This window comes from Comamonas brasiliensis, from assembly GCF_018292285.1.
Classification (GTDB): domain Bacteria; phylum Pseudomonadota; class Gammaproteobacteria; order Burkholderiales; family Burkholderiaceae_C; genus Comamonas; species Comamonas brasiliensis.
Window position 1 is genome coordinate 415793 of record NZ_JAANES010000002.1, and the last position, 18316, is coordinate 434108.

General features: G+C 63.5%; 17 protein-coding genes. 6 read left to right on the forward strand and 11 right to left on the reverse strand.

Annotated features, from left to right (window positions below; genetic code table 11):
- The first annotated feature begins 80 nt into the window (after positions 1–80).
- From DJFAAGMI_RS10315 to ruvC, 6 genes are all read left to right on the forward strand, one after another.
- Positions 81–665 (forward strand): YqiA/YcfP family alpha/beta fold hydrolase, encoded by a 585-nt coding sequence (locus DJFAAGMI_RS10315; protein WP_211457070.1) that lies wholly within the window; start codon positions 81–83, stop codon positions 663–665.
- A 158-nt stretch (positions 666–823) separates the two neighbouring features.
- Positions 824–2893: a ribonuclease catalytic domain-containing protein gene (locus tag DJFAAGMI_RS10320; protein WP_211457071.1), complete on the forward strand. Its 2070-nt coding sequence runs from the start codon at positions 824–826 to the stop codon at positions 2891–2893.
- 29 nt (positions 2894–2922) lie between these two features.
- Positions 2923–3783, forward strand: a complete 861-nt coding sequence (locus DJFAAGMI_RS10325; RefSeq protein WP_211457072.1) for an energy transducer TonB — start codon at positions 2923–2925, stop codon at positions 3781–3783.
- Positions 3784–3830: 47 nt separating this feature from the next.
- Positions 3831–4697, forward strand: coding sequence for a shikimate dehydrogenase (aroE, locus tag DJFAAGMI_RS10330; protein WP_211457073.1), 867 nt, complete (start codon positions 3831–3833; stop codon positions 4695–4697).
- 13 nt (positions 4698–4710) lie between these two features.
- A complete protein-coding gene (gene mtgA, locus DJFAAGMI_RS10335; RefSeq protein WP_211457074.1) occupies positions 4711–5439 on the forward strand; it encodes a monofunctional biosynthetic peptidoglycan transglycosylase in 729 nt (242 codons plus the stop codon).
- A gap of 124 nt (positions 5440–5563) precedes the next feature.
- Complete coding sequence (gene ruvC / locus DJFAAGMI_RS10340) at positions 5564–6112, forward strand: crossover junction endodeoxyribonuclease RuvC (RefSeq protein WP_211457075.1); 549 nt, start codon at positions 5564–5566, stop codon at positions 6110–6112.
- A 117-nt stretch (positions 6113–6229) separates the two neighbouring features.
- On the opposite strand, the gene DJFAAGMI_RS10345 is transcribed toward ruvC, so the two are convergent.
- The 11 genes from DJFAAGMI_RS10345 to murD all read right to left on the reverse strand — a co-directional run bounded on the left by DJFAAGMI_RS10345 (position 6230) and on the right by murD (position 18315).
- On the reverse strand, positions 6230–6646 hold the full coding sequence (locus tag DJFAAGMI_RS10345; protein ID WP_211457076.1) for an RcnB family protein: 417 nt from the start codon (positions 6644–6646) through the stop codon (positions 6230–6232).
- A 202-nt stretch (positions 6647–6848) separates the two neighbouring features.
- The gene (locus tag DJFAAGMI_RS10350) at positions 6849–7025 is read right to left on the reverse strand and encodes a hypothetical protein (RefSeq protein WP_211457077.1); all 177 of its coding nucleotides are present in this window, start codon (positions 7023–7025) and stop codon (positions 6849–6851) included.
- A gap of 10 nt (positions 7026–7035) precedes the next feature.
- The gene (lpxC, locus tag DJFAAGMI_RS10355; protein WP_211457078.1) at positions 7036–7959 is read right to left on the reverse strand and encodes a UDP-3-O-acyl-N-acetylglucosamine deacetylase; all 924 of its coding nucleotides are present in this window, start codon (positions 7957–7959) and stop codon (positions 7036–7038) included.
- Between the two features lie 249 nt (positions 7960–8208).
- Positions 8209–9402, reverse strand: coding sequence for a cell division protein FtsZ (gene ftsZ, locus DJFAAGMI_RS10360; protein WP_003051295.1), 1194 nt, complete (start codon positions 9400–9402; stop codon positions 8209–8211).
- A gap of 146 nt (positions 9403–9548) precedes the next feature.
- On the reverse strand, positions 9549–10778 hold the full coding sequence (gene ftsA / locus DJFAAGMI_RS10365; protein WP_003051293.1) for a cell division protein FtsA: 1230 nt from the start codon (positions 10776–10778) through the stop codon (positions 9549–9551).
- 72 nt (positions 10779–10850) lie between these two features.
- A complete protein-coding gene (locus DJFAAGMI_RS10370) occupies positions 10851–11660 on the reverse strand; it encodes a cell division protein FtsQ/DivIB (RefSeq protein WP_003051290.1) in 810 nt (269 codons plus the stop codon).
- Positions 11657–12628: a D-alanine--D-alanine ligase gene (locus tag DJFAAGMI_RS10375; RefSeq protein ID WP_211457079.1), complete on the reverse strand. Its 972-nt coding sequence runs from the start codon at positions 12626–12628 to the stop codon at positions 11657–11659. Before DJFAAGMI_RS10375 ends, DJFAAGMI_RS10370 begins: the two co-directional genes overlap by 4 nt.
- Positions 12625–14058 (reverse strand): UDP-N-acetylmuramate--L-alanine ligase, encoded by a 1434-nt coding sequence (gene murC, locus DJFAAGMI_RS10380; RefSeq protein WP_211457080.1) that lies wholly within the window; start codon positions 14056–14058, stop codon positions 12625–12627. Before murC ends, DJFAAGMI_RS10375 begins: the two co-directional genes overlap by 4 nt.
- Positions 14055–15140, reverse strand: a complete 1086-nt coding sequence (gene murG, locus DJFAAGMI_RS10385; RefSeq protein ID WP_211457081.1) for an undecaprenyldiphospho-muramoylpentapeptide beta-N-acetylglucosaminyltransferase — start codon at positions 15138–15140, stop codon at positions 14055–14057. The genes murC and murG overlap by 4 nt, the downstream gene beginning before the upstream one ends.
- Positions 15137–16408 carry a putative lipid II flippase FtsW gene (gene ftsW, locus DJFAAGMI_RS10390; RefSeq protein WP_003051279.1) on the reverse strand — a complete coding sequence of 424 codons (1272 nt, stop codon included), beginning with the start codon at positions 16406–16408 and terminating at the stop codon, positions 15137–15139. The genes murG and ftsW overlap by 4 nt, the downstream gene beginning before the upstream one ends.
- A complete protein-coding gene (gene murD, locus DJFAAGMI_RS10395; protein ID WP_211457082.1) occupies positions 16405–18315 on the reverse strand; it encodes a UDP-N-acetylmuramoyl-L-alanine--D-glutamate ligase in 1911 nt (636 codons plus the stop codon). The genes ftsW and murD overlap by 4 nt, the downstream gene beginning before the upstream one ends.
- Position 18316: the final 1 nt, after the last annotated feature.

An 18316-nucleotide genomic window follows, 5' to 3' on the forward strand; every position in this document is an offset into this window, starting at 1 on the left:
CCTGCACCGCCTGATAGTCTTGAGGCAGACAGTCCACAATGGCCGTGACCAAAGCGCATTCACAAGAGGAGATTGCCACCATGACAACCACCCACCTGCTGTACCTGCACGGCTTTCGCTCCTCCCCCCAGTCCAACAAGGCACGCATCATGGCGGACTATGTGGGTGCCAGGCATTCCAAGGTACGCTGGTGGTGCCCGCAGTTGCCGCCCTCGCCGCGCGAAGCGGCAGCCGTGATCGTCGAGGGCATCGCCAACTGGCCGCGCCAGAACATGGCCGTCATGGGCTCGTCGCTGGGCGGCTATTACGCCAGCTGGGTGGCCCAGCTGGCGCGCTGCAAGAGCGTGATGATCAACCCCGCCGTGAACCCGGCCCGCGACCTGGAAAAATACATAGGCGAGCAGTCCAGCTGGCATGACCCCGAGGAAACCTTCTTCTTTCGTCCCGAGTACATCGAGGAACTGCGCCAGCTCGACACCCGCACCATGACGCCTGCAGCGCCCGAGATGGTGTTGATCGCCCAGGGCGACGAGGTGCTGGACTGGAACGAAATGAGCGAGCGCTACCCTCACGCCCTGCAACTGGTGCAGGAAGGCGGTGACCACGCCCTGAGCAACTTTGCCGAGTACCTGGACCGGATCGACGAATTTCTGGCGTTGGCCTGATTCCCTACGGGCGCCATGCGCCGTCCTCCCGACAGCAGCTGCCGCACTGCAGATCGCCCCTTTGTTCGCAGCGCCCGCCTCAGATATTGACCGATCTCAGGCATGAACTGAATCACTTCTGAGCGCCGAATGTTCGGCTCGTGGGAAAATGCGCGGTTATGCACGCACTGTTTGAAGAAGCCGGCAAATTTCTGGCCGGGCGCATCCTCTCCGAAGCCGAATCCTCGGCCCAAGTCGAACTGGACTCGGGCAAGCGGGTCAAGGTCAAGGCCGCCAATATCCTGCTCAAGTTCGAGAAGCCGGCCCCTGCCGAGCTGATCGCTCAGGGCCAGGCCCAGGCCGCCGAGATCGATCTGGATCTGGCCTGGGAATTTGCGCCCGAGGAAGAGTTCGGCTTTGCCGACCTGGCGCGTGATTATTTCTCCGAATCCGCGACGCTGGCCCAGCAGGCCGGCGCGCTGTTCTGCCTGTACGACGCACCGCATTATTTCCGTCGTGCAGGCAAGGGCCGCTTCAAGAAGGCCCCTGCGGAAATCCTGCAGCAAGCCCTGGCTGCCATCGAGAAGAAAAAGCAGATCCAGGCGCAGATCGATGCCTGGGCAGAGGAGCTGGGCCGCGGCGAGTGCCCGCAGGCGATTCGCGAACAGCTCTACAAGATTCTGTTCAAGCCCGACAAGAACGCTCCCGAATACAAGGCCGTGGTCGACGCCAGCCGCGCCACCAAGCTGGCCCCTCTGGAGCTGCTGCACCGCGCCGGCGCCATCGACTCTTCCTACCAGTTCCACTGGAAGCGTTTCCTGTTTGACAACTTCCCCAAGGGCACGGGCTTCCCCGCCGTGCAGGCTCCCCAGCCGCCGGCCGATCTGCCCGTGGCCAATGTGCAAGCTTTCTCCATCGACGACTCGGCCACCACCGAAATCGACGATGCGCTGTCCGTCACCGGCCTGGGCACGGGCACCGTCACCGTGGGCATCCACATTGCCGCTCCCGGTCTGGCCATCACGCCCGGAGGCGAGCTGGACAAGCTGGGCCGCGCCCGCCTGTCCACCGTCTACATGCCCGGCTACAAGATCACCATGCTGCCCGACGACGTGGTGCATATCTACACGCTGGACGAGGGCCGCTCCAACCCTGCAGTCTCGCTGTATGTGCAGATCAACGAGGAGACGCTGGAGACCATCTCCAGCGAAACCCGTCTCGAGCGCGTGCCCGTGGAAGTCAACTTCCGCTACGACAAGCTCGATCACATCGTCACCGAGGAATGGCTGACCGACTCCTCAATCCAGGTTGAAAACACGCCTGACTCCTTGCTGGGCAAGCGCAAGGAGCTCACCTTTTTGCAGCGCTGGTCCAAATTCCTCAAGGCCAATCGCGAAGTGGTGCGCGGCAAGCCCGAGAACTTCAACCGCCCGGACTACAACTTCCGCCTCGTCGGCAACGACGGTGCCGAGCCCAACGGCAGCGAGCAGGTCCAGATCACCGTGCGCAAGCGCGGCGCACCGCTGGATCTGATCGTGGCCGAGGCAGCCATCGTGGCCAACAGCACCTGGGGCCTGATGCTGGCCGAGCATGGTGTACCCGGCATCTATCGCAGCCAGGCCAGCCTGGCACCTGGCGTCAAGGTGCGCATGAGCACCAAGGCCTTGCCGCATGCCGGCATCGGCGTGAAAGCCTACTCCTGGGCCACCTCCCCGCTGCGCCGCTATGTGGATCTGGTCAACCAGTGGCAGATCATTGCCTGTGCCCGCCACGGCAAGACGGCGGCCCTGGCCGCCCCGTTCAAGCCCAAGGATGCCGAGCTGTTCGGCATCATCAGCAGCTTTGACGGCGCCTACAGCGCCTACAACGGCTATCAGGCCGGCATGGAGCGCTTCTGGACGCTCAAGTATCTGGAGCAGAACGGCATTACCGAGCTCACGGCCAGCGTCTTCAAGGAAGGCCCCAACGGCTCCTTCCTGGTGCGCGCCGACAATCTGCCGCTGGTGCTGCCCGTGCTGGGTGCGCAGAATCTGCCGCGCGGAGCCCATGTGCGCGTCAGGCTCGGCGAGATCGACGAGATCTCGCTGGACATCTCGGGCACGCTGATCGAGCGCCTGGATGCAGGCGCCGAGGCCGGGAGCGACAGCGAGGACAGCGGCGAGGACGATGACGACGCCGTGGCCGGCCCCATCTCCATTGCGGTGGACATGAACGACGCCGATCCCGCTGCAGACCAGCCAAAGTCCTGATCTCCACCCCTCATCGCCCTGACGCTGCCGTGAAACTGCCCACCTCTCTTCAACGACTGAGTACGCTGCAACTGGCGCTGGGCGTGTCCATCGCCGTCCATGCCGTGTTGCTGACCATCCGGTTCGTGGATCCGGAAAGCTTCGAGCGCGTGTTTCAGGACACGCCGCTGGAAGTGATTCTGGTCAACGCCCGCGCCAACGAAGTGCCGGACAAGGCGCAGGCCATCGCCCAGACCTCGCTGGCCGGCGGCGGCGATGCGGACCAGGGCCGGGCCACCAGCCCCATGCCCTACTCGGCCCTGACAGCCATAGGTGACGACTTCGAGGAAAAGCAGCGCCAGCTTGATGCCATGCAGGAGCAGCAGCACCAGTTGCTGACGCAGCTGCGCCAGCAGGTGGCCGCGCTACCGCCCATCGATCCCCGCCTGAGCGCCGAGAACAAGGCCCTGGAAGCCCAGGAAGAAAAGCGCCTGCAGCTCATCAAGCTGCTGGCCGAGATTGAAAAGCGCATCAACGAAGAAAATGCGCGGCCCAAGAAGCGCTATATCAGTCCAGCCACCAAGGAGGCCGTGTACGCCGTCTACTACGACGCGCTGCGCCGCAAGGTGGAAGACAAAGGCACGGAAAACTTTCCCGAAAACAAGGGCAAGAAGCTGTATGGCGAGCTGGTCATGATCCTGACCGTGAACCATGACGGCCGCGTACTCTCCACCGAAGTCGTGCAGGGTTCGGGCAACCGCATGCTCGATACCCGTGCCGAGGCTATCGCCCGGGCCGCCGGCCCCTACGGCCACTTCGGCCCGGCCATGCGAACCAAGGCCGATCAGATCGCCGTCGTCTCGCGCTTCAGATTCACACGCGAGCAGATACTGGAAACCAGCGTCCAATAAACCCCTTCACCAGCCTTTTCAGCGGGCTGCCCGGCGGCCCTTTAACCATGAGCGCCACTTCCGATCGATACTGCGTCATGGGCAACCCCGTTGCCCATAGCCGCTCCCCCTGGATTCATGCCCGCTTTGCCGAGTTGACCGGCCAGCCCGTCAGCTACGAACGCGCCCTGGTGCCGCTGGATGGCTTTGCCGATTTTGTGCGCGACTTTGCCGCGCGCGGCGGCAAGGGCTGCAATGTGACCGTGCCCTTCAAGCTGCAGGCAGCCGAGCTGGCCACCAGCGCCAGCGAGCGCGTACGTCTGGCGGGTGCCGCCAACACTCTGGTATTCAGTGCCAACGGCATTCATGCCGACAACACAGACGGCCTGGGCATCGTGGCCGACATCACCCGCAATGCCGGCGTGCCCATCGCCGGGCGCGATGTGCTGCTGCTGGGTGCGGGTGGCGCAGCAGCCGGGGCACTCGGTTCGCTGATCGAGCAACAGCCGCACCGCGTCGTCGTCACCAACCGCACACAGGCCAAGGCCGTGGCGCTGATTGAGCAGCACGCGACCATTGCCGCACTACATAAAGTAGAGCTGGTAGCACTTGAAAGACAAGTGCTTGAGACCGATTTGACCCAAAACTTCGACATCGTCATCAACGCCACGGCCAGCAGTCTGGCCGGGGCTGATGTGCCCGCACCCACCAGCGTGCTGCACGCACGCAGTCTGGCCTACGACATGATGTATGGCCCCGCCGCCCAGAATTTTCTGAACTGGGCCAGCAGTCATGGCGCGCTGGCGCGTGATGGCCTGGGCATGCTGGTGGAGCAGGCCGCCGAGTCCTTTGCGCTCTGGCGCGGCGTGCGTCCGCCCTCTGCGCAAGTCCTGGCCGAGTTGCGCGCTCTGCTGCACGCCGAAGCCGCTCACTAAACCCCACTCCACCATGAAAGCTCTCGGCCGACTGCTATTGCTGGTGCTTTGCGCCACCCTGCTGCTGCAATTGTTTTTTGTGGCACGCATCGCAGTCATGGCCTGGCTGGATCCGGAGTCCACCAGCTATCAGCGCTCCGAAGCCTGGCAGCTTGCGCAAAGCAGCGAGGGCCTGCGCTGGCGCCAGCAATGGGTGGACTATGACCAGATCTCCGGCAACCTCAAGCGCGCGGTGATTGCTTCCGAAGATGCCGGCTTCATGGAGCATCATGGCGTGGAATGGGATGCTGTTCAGAAGGCCTGGCAGCGCAACGCCAAAGCCGAGGCCAGAGCCATGCAGGCAGACAAAGCCGGAAGCCACAGCAAGCCCGCCAAGATCTATGGCGGCTCCACCATCACCCAGCAGCTGGCCAAGAACCTGCTGCTGTCGGGCGAGCGCAATTTTCTGCGCAAGGGCCAGGAGCTGGTGCTGGCGCAATTGCTGGAGCTGATGCTGAGCAAGCAGCGCATTCTGGAGATCTACCTCAACAATGTGGAATGGGGCCAGGGCGTGTTCGGCGCCGAGGCCGCCGCCCGGCACTACTTCCGCAAGAGTGCGGCCCAGCTCAATGCAGCTGAGGCGGCACGACTGGCCGCCATGCTCCCGGCGCCCAAGCGCTTCGAGAAAATGCCGCAATCGCGTTATCTGGCGCAGCGCAGCCGCACGATTGCACGCTATATACCGATGGTGACATCCCCCTGAGGCGCTTCGCCTGGGCGGCCCCGCACCTTCCCCCGGAAAAGACGGCAGCATCGCCGCGAGGCGGCTCTTGCTTGCAGTCACCCGCATGGAGTGTGAAGGGTTTGTACGTGGATAATCGACAGCCATGCGAATTCTCGGAATCGACCCCGGTCTGCAGACCACGGGTTTTGGCGTCATCGATATGGAAGGCCAGCGCCTGTCCTATGTGGCCAGCGGCACCATATGCACCAACAAGATGGAACTCGGCGACCTGCCGGGCCGTCTCAAGGTGCTGTTCGACGGCATTTCCGAAGTCGCCTCGCGCTACCAGCCCGAGGTGGCGGCCGTGGAAATCGTCTTCGTCAACGTCAACCCGCAGTCCACGCTGCTGCTGGGCCAGGCCCGCGGCGCGGCGCTGACGGCCCTGGTCAACGCCAATCTCGCGGTTTCCGAGTACACCGCACTGCAGATGAAAAAAGCCGTGGTAGGCCATGGCCGCGCGGCCAAGAGCCAGATTCAGGAAATGGTCAAGCGCCTGCTGCAACTGCCCGGCCTGCCCGGCACCGATGCCGCCGACGCACTGGGACTGGCCATCACCCATGCCCACGCGGCTGCCGCCATGGGGCTGATGGCCAAGTCCACCGATCTGCGCCGCAAGCAACATGCCATGTACCGGGGCGGACGGGTTTATTGAGTTCCTGGGGCGCCTCTGCCACTGCCTGTCACCCCTGAATTGGACTGCTTGCAGGACTTTCCAGATACAAAAAAGCCGCGGCATGTCGCGGCTTTTTTGTGGTCGGGGTAATGAGCTTTAGTAATTGCCCAGCACCATGGAAGCGATCACGCCGGTGGCGATGGCCACCAGCAGATAGTCGCCGCCGTTCTGAATCCAGTGATAGCCGCGCGGCGGCGCCGACAGACGGTGACCGCGCCAGTCATTCACCACATAGTGCTGGCTGCGGTATTGCGGCGGCACGCGACTGCCTTTGTACCAGTTGTGGTCGGGACCGCCGCCACGGCGGCCGTTGTCGTGGCGCTCCGCACGCCGGTCATAGCGCTGGTCATGCCGGCCACGATCATCATGACGACCGTCATGACGCATGTCCTGCGGCCCATGACCATTGCCACGGCCGGGGGGCGGTCCGGGCTGTGCCTGTACGGCCAGACTGCCCAGACCCAGGCAGGCGGCAACGGAGGCGGAAAGAATGCGGGTAGTCAAACGGGACATGGAGACTCCTTTGTCGAATCGTTTCAGTCAACAAGGTGTGCGGCCCATCATTGCGACCGCAGCCCGTCCATCTTCACCCCATTTCGGCAGCGCACGGCGTGAGCCAATACCGATTTACCACTTTTTGCCAGCCGTTTACAGAACAGAAACCAATGAAACGCCTGTCGGGCTTGCGCAAGCAGCTATCAATATGAATAGCTTCTCAAACGATGCGCCCCACCAACATCACGGCAAAAAAGGCCAGACCGGCGATCACCGTCCACTTGAACAACAGGAAGCCCAGGCGCTTGTAGTGCGCCTTGCCGGTTCCCAGATAGAAGGCAAAGCTCAGCGCCGAAGCCAGAATCAGCAGGCTGGCCAGCCAGCGAAAGATCAGCATGAATTCCCGCTCACCAGGCCTGGGCAGGGATGGCAAAGCCCTGAGGAGCTTGGCGCTCGCTCTCGAAGGTCACCATCTCCCAGGTCTCGGGCTGGGCGATCATGGCGCGCAGCAGCTTGTTGTTCAGGCCGTGACCCGAACGGAAGGCGCTGTAGGCACCGAGAATGGGCTTGCCGATCAGATACAGATCGCCGATCGCATCGAGGATCTTGTGCTTGGCAAACTCGTCGTCATAGCGCAGGCCGTCGCTGTTCAGGACCTTGTAGTCATCCATGACGATGGCGTTGTCCAGCCCGCCGCCCAGTGCCAGACCGTTGTTGCGCAACATTTCCACATCCTTGGTGAAGCCGAAGGTGCGCGCGCGAGCGATATCGCGTGTGTAGTTGTCCAGACCCATGTCGAACTCCACGCACTGACCCGTGGAATCCACGGCGGGGTGAGCGAAGTCGATCTCGAAACGCAGCTTGAAGCCATGGTAGGGATCGAAGCGCGCCCACTTGAGGTTCTGCCCCTCGCCTTCGCGCACCTCGATCGGGCTCTTGATGCGGATAAAGCGCTTGGGCACCTTCTGCAGCTCGATTCCGGCGCTTTGCAGCAGAAACACGAACGAAGACGAGGACCCATCGAGAATCGGCACTTCTTCGGCCGTGATGTCCACATAGAGGTTGTCGATTCCCAGACCGGCGATGGCTGACATCAGGTGCTCGACCGTATGCACCTTGGCGCCGCCGCTGCCAATGGTGGAGGCCATGCGCGTATCGGTCACGGCCTCGGCGGAAATAGGGATATCCACAGGCTCAGGCAAGTCCACGCGACGGAACACGATGCCGGTATCAGGCTGGGCAGGGCGCAGCGTCAACTCGACACGCTGGCCGCTGTGCAGGCCCACGCCTACGGCACGGGAAATGGTCTTGATGGTACGTTGCTGAAGCATGCTGGTATTTTAAATGGGACAACCCCGAGCCGGCTTACGCCAACCCAGGGTTGTCTTAATCGCTGCGATACAGCGAACTGATGGGCCTTCAGTCCTTAACGAACCAAAGGCCTTTGCGGCTGACCTCTCAAATACTGACGCACTCGAAGGCAGAGACACCGAGGAAGGGCCGCCCCGCACCAAGGGTGTCGTCCCCCTCCGGCGCAAAGCGCCAGAGAGGGGGAAGCGGCAAAGCCGCTCAGGGGGAGCTTAATCAGCCTGCTTGCGCAGGAAGGCAGGGATCTCCACATCGTCCATGCCGCCAGATGCCAGAGCGCTCACACGCTCCGAAGCCTGGGTGCGGTTGGTACGCCAGACGCTGGGCACATTGGTGTTGGCCGTGCCGTATTCCATGCCGCCCAGGGGAGGTAGGCCCACGGCCACGTTGTCGGTACCGGTACGCAGGCCGCCTTGCACCACCTGGATGTTCTGGCGACGCACATTGGGACGCGACAGGCCGGTAGCCACCACCGTCACGCGGATCTCGTCACCCAGCGAGTCATCGTAGGCTGCGCCATAGATCACGTGGGCATCGGGAGACGCGTAAGCGTTGATGGTGGACATGGCCAGACGCGACTCGGACAGCTTCAGGCTGCCCTTGGCGGCCGTCACCAGCACCAGCACGCCCTTGGCGCCGGACAGGTCGATACCCTCCAGCAGCGGGCAGGCCACAGCCTGCTCGGCGGCGATACGGGCACGATCGGGACCGGCGGCCTTGGCCGTGCCCATCATGGCCTTGCCGGGTTCGCCCATCACGGTGCGCACGTCTTCGAAGTCGACGTTCACATGGCCGTACTCGTTGATGATTTCGGCAATGCCGCCCACGGCGTTCTTCAGAACGTCGTTGGCATGGGCAAAAGCCTCGTCCTGGGAGATATCGTCGCCCAGCACATCGAGCAGCTTTTCATTGAGCACAACTATCAGCGAGTCCACATTCGCTTCCAGCTCGGCCAGGCCGGCGTCAGCGTTCTGCATGCGGCGGCCACCTTCCCACTCGAAAGGCTTGGTCACCACACCCACCGTCAGAATGCCCATTTCCTTGGCCACTCGTGCGATCACAGGCGATGCACCGGTACCCGTACCACCACCCATGCCTGCCGTAATGAAGAGCATGTGCGCGCCTTCGATGGCAGCGCGAATATCTTCCACAGCAGCTTCTGCAGCGTCGCGACCCTTGTCGGGCTTGCTGCCGGCACCCAGGCCGCTGCCACCCAGATGGATGGTGCGGTGAGCGCGGCTGCGCAACAGAGCTTGAGCATCGGTATTGGCCGTAATGAATTCGACGCCCTGGACGCTGCGTTCGATCATGTGGTCGACGGCATTGCCGCCGCCACCGCCGACGCCGATCACCTTGATCTGCGTGCCTTGGTTGAATTCTTCGGTTTCAATCATGTCGATAGGCATGGTGGTGCTCCTGTTCTCTAGTGGTGGTTTGTCGCTGCTGTGGAAAAGAAATTTCGAACTCTTGATGTCTTCGCGGTCTTCGTCGTCGATGCCGCGAAAAATCCATCGATGGTGGTCCGGTGATGAACATGCGATAGGTGCTCATATCAGAAGTTCCCCACGATGAAGTCTTTGAACCGGCCGAAGGCGGTCTTCATGGAACCGCTCTTCTGGGCCACCTTGTAGCCACGCAGACGTGCCAGACGCGCTTCGTCCAGCAGGCCCATCACGGTGGCGGCCCGGGGTTGGGCGACCATGTCGGCCAGCGCGCCGGAATATTTGGGAAGACCGCGACGCACGGGCTTGAGGAAGATGTCTTCGCCCAGCTCGATCATTCCGGGCATGACGGCGCTGCCGCCCGTGAGCACGATGCCCGAGGACAGCACTTCTTCGTAGCCCGACTCGCGGATGACCTGCTGCACCAGCGAGAAGATCTCTTCCACGCGGGGCTCGATCACGCCGGCCAGGGCCTGCTTGCTGATCATGCGCGGGCTGCGGTCACCCAGGCCCGGCACTTCGACCTGGGCATCGGGATCAGCCAGCAATTGCTTGGCATAGCCGCTCTCGACCTTGATGTCCTCGGCATCCTTGGTGGGAGTGCGCAAGGCCATGGCGATATCGCTGGTGATCAGGTCGCCGGCAATCGGTATCACGGCCGTGTGGCGAATCGCACCGCCGGTGAAGATGGCCACATCGGTCGCGCCCGCGCCGATATCCACCACGGCCACGCCCAGCTCGCGCTCGTCGTCGGTCAGCACGGCCTGGGCCGATGCCAGCGGGTTGAGCAGCAACTGCTCGACTTCCAGGCCGCAGCGGCGCACGCATTTGATGATGTTCTCGGCCGCGCTCTGGGCACCGGTCACGATATGAATCTTGGCTTCAAGGCGAATGCCGCTCATGCCGATGGGCTCGCGCACCTCGTGGCCGTCGATGACGAACTCCTGCGCCTCGACCAGCAGCAGGCGCTGGTCGGACGAGATATTGATGGCCTTGGCGGTTTCCATCACGCGGGCCATATCGGTGGACGAGACCTCCTTGTCCTTGATGGCCACCATGCCGCTGGAATTCAGGCCGCGGATATGGCTGCCGGTAATGCCGGTGCACACGCGCTGAATCTTGCAGTCGGCCATCAGCTCGGCCTCTTTGAGGGCCTGCTGGATGCTCTGCACGGTCGCATCGATGTTCACGACCACGCCGCGCTTCAAGCCGTTGCTGGGGGCGACGCCCAGGCCCGCCAGCTTCAGCTCGCCATTGGACATGACCTCGGCCACCACCGCCATGACCTTGGCCGTGCCGATATCCAGCCCAACAATCACATCCTTGTATTCTCTTGCCATATCAGCTTCCGCCCCCGGTAGGTTCTGTCTTGTCTTTGTGTGCGCCTTGCATGTCTGTTCCCCTGCTCCCGCTCATCGTCTGGCCCTGGCAGCAGCTGCCGGCGCGGAGGTTCCAGTGGTCACGCCCTTGAGTCGCAAGGCATAGCCGTCTTCGTAACGCAGGTCTGCAGACTCCACTGCTGCAGCCGAGCGCTTGTATTGAGATGTGATCTGAGGCAACGTGCGCACGAAGCGCTGCACACGCTGCAATATGTCTTCGGTGGTGCCGCCGCCCAGTGTCAGCAGTGCATCGTTGTCCAGCACGAGTTCCCAGCTGCCACGCGCATCCAGGGTCAGGCTGTCCAACTCCACATCGAGCGGCTTCAGTGCCGGCGCCAGTGCGTGATACATCCGCAGCACACGCGGGGCCGAGCCCTCGGGGCCCTGCAGACGCGGCAGTCCTTCTCGGTCCAGCTCGCCCAGATTGGCTTCGAACACTTCGCCGGCCTTGTTGACCAGGCCGGTGCCGGTCTCGGGGCCCCAGAAGGCCTCGGCCACATGCTCCTTGAGCGCCACGCGCAAGCCGTTCGGATACTCGCGGCGCACCTGCGCCTCCTGTACCCAGGGCACCTGCTCGAATGCGTGCTGCGCCGCCTTCAAGTCCACCGTGAAGAAATTGCCCTTGAGCACCGGTGCCACATTGGCACGCAGCGTCACGGCGTTGTTATGCACCAGCTCGCCTTCCACCACGATGCGGCCGATATTGAAGGCCGGAGTTCGCATCAACCACCATCCCACGGCCATCACGCACGCCGTCAAGCACCCCATGAACATCACCGTGGCAGTGATGTTCATGAGCTTGACGTCGAACGGGACGACGGCTGTGGGCTGGCTGCGGTTCATGGCTGCTCCGCTTCTCCATCCAGCGTGCTCATGGCCAGGATGCCAAGGCACAGGTTCTCGTAGCTCACGCCGGAGGCGCGCGCCGCCATGGGGACCAGAGAATGCCCGGTCATGCCTGGCGAGGTGTTGATCTCCAGCAAGAAAGGCTTGCGGTCGCTGGCGCGAATCATGATGTCGGCACGCGCCCAGCCGCGGCAGCCCAGGGTGCGGAAGGCTTTCTCCACGATGCGCTGGATCTCGGCTTCCTCGGCAGCTGGCAAGCCGCTCGGGCAGTGGTACTGCGTCGTATCGGTGAAGTACTTGTTCTGATAGTCGTAGTTGCCTTCGGGCGCCACGATGCGGATCACCGGCAGCGCAGCGGCCTTCGCTCCCGAGCCCAGCACGGGGCAGGTGGTCTCGTCGCCGGCAATGAACTGCTCGCACAGCACTTCTGCGTCGTACTGGGCCGCCAGCTCGTAGGCCCTGGCGCATTCGTCGGCATCCATCACCTTGGTCAGGCCGATGCTGGAGCCGTCGCGTGCAGGCTTGACGATCATGGGAGCGCCCAGCGCCTGCAATGCGGCGCGTGTGGCTTCGGCCGAATCGACCATGCGCCAGTCCGGCGTGGGCAGACCTTCAAAGCGCCAGATGCGCTTGGTCATGATCTTGTCCATGGCGATGCTGGAAGCCATCACGCCCGAACCCGTATAGGGAATGTCCAGCAACTCCAGCGCGCCCTGCACCGTGCCGTCCTCGCCGTAGCGGCCATGCAGCGCGATGAAGCAGCGGTCGAAGCCTTGCACCTTGAGCTGGTCCAGGCCCTGCTCGGCAGGGTCGAACTTGTGGGCATCGACGCCCTTGGACTGCAGTGCGGCCAGCACGCCGGTGCCGGACATCAGCGAGACCTCGCGCTCGGACGAGCGCCCCCCCATGAGCACTGCGACCTTGCCCAGTGCCTTCACGTCGATATTGGAACCAAACATGCTCATTGCGCGCTCCCTGCGGGCGCAGCCGGCTCTTGTTTTTGAAGCATTTCAACCAGTTTCCCGGGTACGGCACCAATCGATCCCGCTCCCATGCACAGCAATACATCACCTGCTTGCGCATTGGCGGCGATGGCTGCCGGCATATCGGCAATGTTTTCCACAAATACAGGCTCGACTTTGCCCGCCACGCGCAAAGCGCGGGCCAGGGAGCGACCGTCGGCAGCCACGATGGGAGCCTCGCCTGCGGCATAGACCTCGGCCAGCAGCACCGAATCGGCGCTGCCTATGACTTTCACGAAGTCCTCGAAGCAGTCGCGTGTACGGCTGTAGCGATGCGGCTGGAAGGCCAGCACCAAGCGCTGACCCGGGAAAGCACCACGTGCCGCAGCCAGCGTGGCGGCCATTTCCACGGGGTGGTGACCGTAGTCGTCAATGACGGTGAACATGCCGCCATTGGCAGCCGGCAGCTCGCCATAGCGCTGGAAGCGCCGTCCCACGCCCTTGAAGCCTTCCAGCGCACGCAGCAGCGCTTCATCGGAAATCTCGAGCTCCATGGCGACCGCCACGGCAGACAGGGCGTTGAGCACGTTGTGCTCGCCGGGCAGGCTCAGCACGACTTCGAGGTCGGGGTAGCTCTGTCCGTTCTGGCGGCGCACGGTAAAGCGCATGCGGCCGGCTTCGGCACGGACGTTCACGGCTCGCACCTGGGCGTCTTCGGCAAAGCCGTAGGTCGTGACCGGGCGGGCCAGCCTGGGCAATATCTCGCGAACGGCAGGGCTGTCGACGCAGAGAATGGCACGGCCGTAAAACGGCATGCGGTGCAGAAAGTCGACAAAAGCCTGCTTGAGACGGCCAAAGTCATGGCCGTAGGTTTCCATGTGGTCGGCGTCGATATTGGTGACGACGGCCATCACGGGCAACAGGTTCAGGAAAGAAGCATCGGACTCGTCGGCCTCGACCACGATGTAGTCGCCGTGACCCAGCTTGGCATTCGCGCCGGCGCTGTTGAGCTTGCCGCCGATCACGAAAGTGGGATCCAGGCCGGCCTCGGCCAGCACGCTGGTCACCAGGCTGGTGGTGGTGGTCTTGCCATGCGCGCCGGCAATGGCGATGCCCTGCTTGAAGCGCATCAGCTCGGCCAGCATCAGGGCACGGGGAACCACCGGAATCTTTTTCTCGCGGGCCGCCAGAACTTCGGGGTTGTCGCCCTGCACGGCCGTGGAGGTCACCACGGCATCGGTGCCGGCGACGTTCTCGGCCGCATGACCGACAAAGGTCTTGATGCCCAGGCCGGCCAGGCGGCGCAGCGTGGCGCTGTCAGCCAGGTCGGAGCCCGAAATGGCGTAACCCAGGTTGTGCAGAACCTCTGCAATACCGCTCATGCCGGCGCCGCCAATACCGACAAAGTGAATGTGATGAATGGCGTGTTTCATGCTGCCAACTCCTCACAAGCGGCGACCACCTTCGCGGTGGCATCAGTCTTTTGCATTTTCTTCGCGAGTTCAGCGCGCTCCAACAGCGTCGCACGCTGCATATTTTGTAGCATTTCCGCCAACCCTTGGGCGCTCAAAGTACTTTGAGGCTGTAACCAACCGCCACCGGCATCCACAAGGAAGCGGGCATTGCTGGTCTGGTGGTCATCCACCGCCGCCGGGAAGGGCACATAGACCGCAGCAGCCCCTACGGCAGCGATCTCGGTCACGGTGCTGGCACCGGCACGGCAGACGACGAGATCGGCATCGGCAAAAGCCTTGGCCGTGTCGTCGATGAAAGGAGTCAGCTCGGCCTGCACGCCTGCAGCCTGATAGTTGGCACGCAGCGCATCGATCTGGGCGGTACCGCTTTGGTGCAACACCACGGGGCGCTGATCGACAGGCATCAGAGCCAGAGCCTGGGGCACGATCTCATTGAGCGCCCTGGCTCCCAGGCTGCCGCCCACGACCAGCAGCTTGAGCGGGCCGCTGCGGCCGGCAAAGCGCCGGGCCGGCTCGGCCTGCTCCAGAAACGCCTGACGCAGCGGGTTGCCCACCCATTCGCCCTTGGCAAACACCTTGGGGAAAGCCGTGAACACGCGCTTGGCCACCTTGGCCACGACCTTGTTGGCCATGCCGGCCACGGAGTTCTGCTCGTGCAGCACCACGGGCACGCCGGACAGCGCGGCCATCAGGCCTCCAGGCACGGTGAGATAACCGCCCAGGCCGATGACCACATCGGGCTGCACGCGCCTGATGACGCTGCGCGCCTGTGCAAAGGCCTTGGCGAGCTTGAAGGGCAGCTGCAGCAAAGTCTTGACGCCCTTGCCGCGCACGCCGCCGAACTCGATGGTCTCCAGTGCGAAGCCCTGTGGGGGCACGATGCGCGACTCCATGGAGCCCGGCGCGCCCAGCCAGTGCACATTCCAGCCGCGTGCACGCAGTTCCTGCGCCACGGCCAGCCCGGGGAAGATATGGCCGCCGGTCCCGCCGGCGATCACCAGCGCGGTGCGCTGCCTGTTTTGCTGAACGGGAAGCGTCATGCGTGACCTCCCTTCATCAGCAGCTTGTTTTCGTAATCGACTCGGAGCACCACAGCTATCGCAATCAAATTCATCAAAATGGCCGAACCGCCAAAACTCATCAACGGCAGAGTCAGACCTTTGGTTGGCAGGGCGCCCAGATTCACGCCCATGTTGATAAAGGCCTGGAAGCCCATCCAGATCGCTACGCCCTCTGCCACCAGGCCCGCAAAGACACGGTCCAGCGCGATGGCCTGACGCCCGATCAGCATGATGCGGCGGGTCAGCCAGAAGAAGACTGCCGCAATCAGCAGCAGACCGACCAGACCGAATTCCTCGCCGATCACGGCCAGCAGAAAGTCGGTATGCGCTTCGGGCAGCCAGTGCAGTTTTTCCACGCTGCGGCCCAGGCCCACGCCAAAGATCTCGCCCCGCCCGATGGCGATCAGCGCATGCGAGAGCTGGTAGCCCTTGCCCAGCGCATGCTTTTCATCCCAGGGATCGAGGTAGGCAAAAATACGTTCGCGACGCCACTCAGAGGTGGCGATGATCATGCCGAAGGCCAGCACCACCAGCAGCGCGATGATGAAGAACATGCGCGCATTCACGCCGCCCAGGAACAGAATGCCCATGGAGATCACGACGATCACCATGAAGGCCCCCATGTCGGGCTCGGCCAGCAGCAGCACACCCACCACGACCACGGCCAGCCCCATGGGCAGCACGGCGCGGAAGAAGCGCTCCTTGACCTCCATCTTGCGCACCATGTAGTCGGCCGCATAGATCAGGATGGAGAACTTGGCCAGCTCGGAAGGCTGGAAGTTCATGATGCCCAGCGACAGCCAGCGCCGTGCGCCGTTGACCACCGTGCCCACATGCGGAATCAGCACCGCCACCAGCAGCACGATGGAGATCAGGAACAGCTTGCGCGCCACCTTCTCCCAGACATTCATGGGTACCTGGAAGGCCAGCAGCGCGGCCACAAAAGCCATGCCTATGGACATGGTGTGGCGCAGCAGGAAGTGATAGGGCTCGATCTTGCCGAAGCGCGGGTTGTCGGGCATCGCAATCGATGCCGAATACACCATGACCAGACTCCAGGACAGCAAGGCGATGACGACCCAGATCAGAGCCTGGTCCAGCCCCAGGACGCTGGCGGGCGTGCGGGTCGGACGGTCGTACACGGGCCCGCCAACGCGCACCGGCAGCACGTCGATGGGCTTGTCCCCGACCGTGCGGAACCACGAACGCATGCGGCCGGAGAGGCTGGTCATGAAGGCGGCTGTCATGCGCCGTCCTCCAGTTGCTGGCCGGCTTCCAGCGCCAGCTCGCGCACCGCTTCCACAAACTGGTGAGCGCGATCCGCATAATCCTTGAACATGTCCATGCTTGCGCAGGCCGGCGAGAGCAGCACCGCATCATTGGCATGGGCCAGACGCGCGGCCTGCTGCACGGCATCCTGCATGGTGCCAGCATCGACCAGGGTCACGCCGGTGTCGCCCAGGGCCTCACGAATCTGCGGCGCGTCCTGGCCGATCAGCACGGCCGCGCGCACATAGCGCGAGACGGGAGCAGCCAGCGGCGTGAAGTCCTGGCCCTTGCCCAGACCGCCCAGAATCACCACGATGCGGTGGTCCGGCCCCAGGCCCATGAGGGCGGCCACGGTGGCGCCCACATTCGTGCCCTTGCTGTCGTCAAAGTATTCGACATCGCTCACCCGGCCCACGGGCTGCACGCGGTGCGGCTCGCCCCGGTATTCGCGCAGGCCGTAGAGCAGCGGTGCCAGCGTGCATCCCGCACCGGTCGCCAGCGCCAGGGCAGAAAGTGCATTGATGGCGTTGTGGCGGCCGCGGATGCGCAGCGCATCGGCGGGCATCAGGCGCACGATGTGCAGATCGTCGACGTTCTTGCCCTTGCTGGTTTCGTCGGCCTCGTGGGCACGCACCAGCCAGGTCATGCCGTTGACCACCTCCAGACCGAAGTCGCCGGGGCGGCGCGGCATGTCGCCGCCAAAGGTGACATGGGCGCGTTGGAAAGTCTTGCCGCGCTTGCCGGGTACCGCCACGGGCGCGGGCAACATGGCCATGACGACGGGATCTTCGCGGTTGAGGACCATCAGAGCCTGCTCGCCAAAGACATGGGCCTTGGCGTCGGCATAGGCCTGCATGCCTCCATGCCAGTCCAGATGGTCCTGGGTGATATTGAGCACCGTGGCCGCCGTGGGCTCGAAGCCGTGGCAGTCATCGAGCTGGAAGCTGGACAGCTCCAGCACCCAGGCTTGGGGCAGAGTCTCGGCATCAATGCGACCGGACAGGGTGTCGAGCAGCGTGGGACCGATATTTCCGGCCACGCCCACGCTCAATCCGCCATGCTCCAGCAGCTGACCGGTCAGCGAGGTGACCGTGGTCTTGCCATTGGTGCCGGTGATGCCCAGCACCTTGGGCGCATAGCCATGAGCCTCGCGCAGGCCCTTGAGCGCAAAGGCAAACAGGTCCAGCTCGCCCCCCGTGGGCAGGCCGATGCTGCGCGCGGCATTGAAGACCGGCGCCACGCTGGCCGGGCTCAGGCCCGGCGAACGATAGACGGAGCTCAGGCTCTGGCCGTCGACCAGCGCCGCCGTGAACTCGCCTGCGACAAAGCGCGCGCCGGGCAGCTCGGTCTGCAGCGCAGACAGATAGGGAGGCGCTTCGCGGGTGTCTGCCACCGTGACCTCGGCACCGGCACGCACGCACCAGCGAGCCATGGCAATGCCCGAGATGCCCAGACCCAGAATCAGCACGCGCTGACCCTGCAGATGCTGGGCCGCGCCTTGCGGCCAATGCACGGGGACAGGCGGCAGTTCCACCGCCTCCTGCTGCTCGGCTTCGGGCTGCGGCTCGGCGGCAGTCACTTCGGCGTCGGCCGCGTCGGAGATGCTGGGATCGGCAAAGATCTGTGCCACAAAGGCGGCCGCATCCCTGGCGGCCGTCAAGGTGGAGATATCGGGCACCGGCTCGGCATCCAGCGTCTTGGCGATGATGGCTGGCGCTTCCATTTCAGGAGCTTCTTGCGCTTGCCCCTGAATCACTTCAGACATATTTTCATCTGAAATGCTTTGCAGATCAGCGATAGGCGCTTGCATTTGCATAGCATCCACCCCCGCATCCGCATCCGGCTGCAGAACCTGATCGTCGAGCTTGAGGTCTTCGGCTTGCATG

Excerpts from the sequence above, each read along its gene's own strand:
- mtgA (WP_211457074.1), top strand. The coding sequence starts at position 4,711 with ATGAAAGCTCTCGGCCGACTGCTATTGCTGGTGCTTTGCGCCACCCTG.
- lpxC (WP_211457078.1), bottom strand. The coding sequence starts at position 7,959 with ATGCTTCAGCAACGTACCATCAAGACCATTTCCCGTGCCGTAGGCGTG.
- DJFAAGMI_RS10345 (WP_211457076.1), bottom strand. The coding sequence starts at position 6,646 with ATGTCCCGTTTGACTACCCGCATTCTTTCCGCCTCCGTTGCCGCCTGC.
- ruvC (WP_211457075.1), top strand. The coding sequence starts at position 5,564 with ATGCGAATTCTCGGAATCGACCCCGGTCTGCAGACCACGGGTTTTGGC.
- DJFAAGMI_RS10320 (WP_211457071.1), top strand. The coding sequence starts at position 824 with ATGCACGCACTGTTTGAAGAAGCCGGCAAATTTCTGGCCGGGCGCATC.
- DJFAAGMI_RS10350 (WP_211457077.1), bottom strand. The coding sequence starts at position 7,025 with ATGCTGATCTTTCGCTGGCTGGCCAGCCTGCTGATTCTGGCTTCGGCG.
- ftsZ (WP_003051295.1), bottom strand. The coding sequence starts at position 9,402 with ATGCCTATCGACATGATTGAAACCGAAGAATTCAACCAAGGCACGCAG.
- ftsA (WP_003051293.1), bottom strand. The coding sequence starts at position 10,778 with ATGGCAAGAGAATACAAGGATGTGATTGTTGGGCTGGATATCGGCACG.
- murC (WP_211457080.1), bottom strand. The coding sequence starts at position 14,058 with ATGAAACACGCCATTCATCACATTCACTTTGTCGGTATTGGCGGCGCC.
- DJFAAGMI_RS10375 (WP_211457079.1), bottom strand. The coding sequence starts at position 12,628 with ATGAGCATGTTTGGTTCCAATATCGACGTGAAGGCACTGGGCAAGGTC.
- ftsW (WP_003051279.1), bottom strand. The coding sequence starts at position 16,408 with ATGACAGCCGCCTTCATGACCAGCCTCTCCGGCCGCATGCGTTCGTGG.
- murG (WP_211457081.1), bottom strand. The coding sequence starts at position 15,140 with ATGACGCTTCCCGTTCAGCAAAACAGGCAGCGCACCGCGCTGGTGATC.
- DJFAAGMI_RS10370 (WP_003051290.1), bottom strand. The coding sequence starts at position 11,660 with ATGAACCGCAGCCAGCCCACAGCCGTCGTCCCGTTCGACGTCAAGCTC.
- DJFAAGMI_RS10315 (WP_211457070.1), top strand. The coding sequence starts at position 81 with ATGACAACCACCCACCTGCTGTACCTGCACGGCTTTCGCTCCTCCCCC.
- aroE (WP_211457073.1), top strand. The coding sequence starts at position 3,831 with ATGAGCGCCACTTCCGATCGATACTGCGTCATGGGCAACCCCGTTGCC.
- murD (WP_211457082.1), bottom strand. The coding sequence starts at position 18,315 with ATGCAAGCCGAAGACCTCAAGCTCGACGATCAGGTTCTGCAGCCGGAT.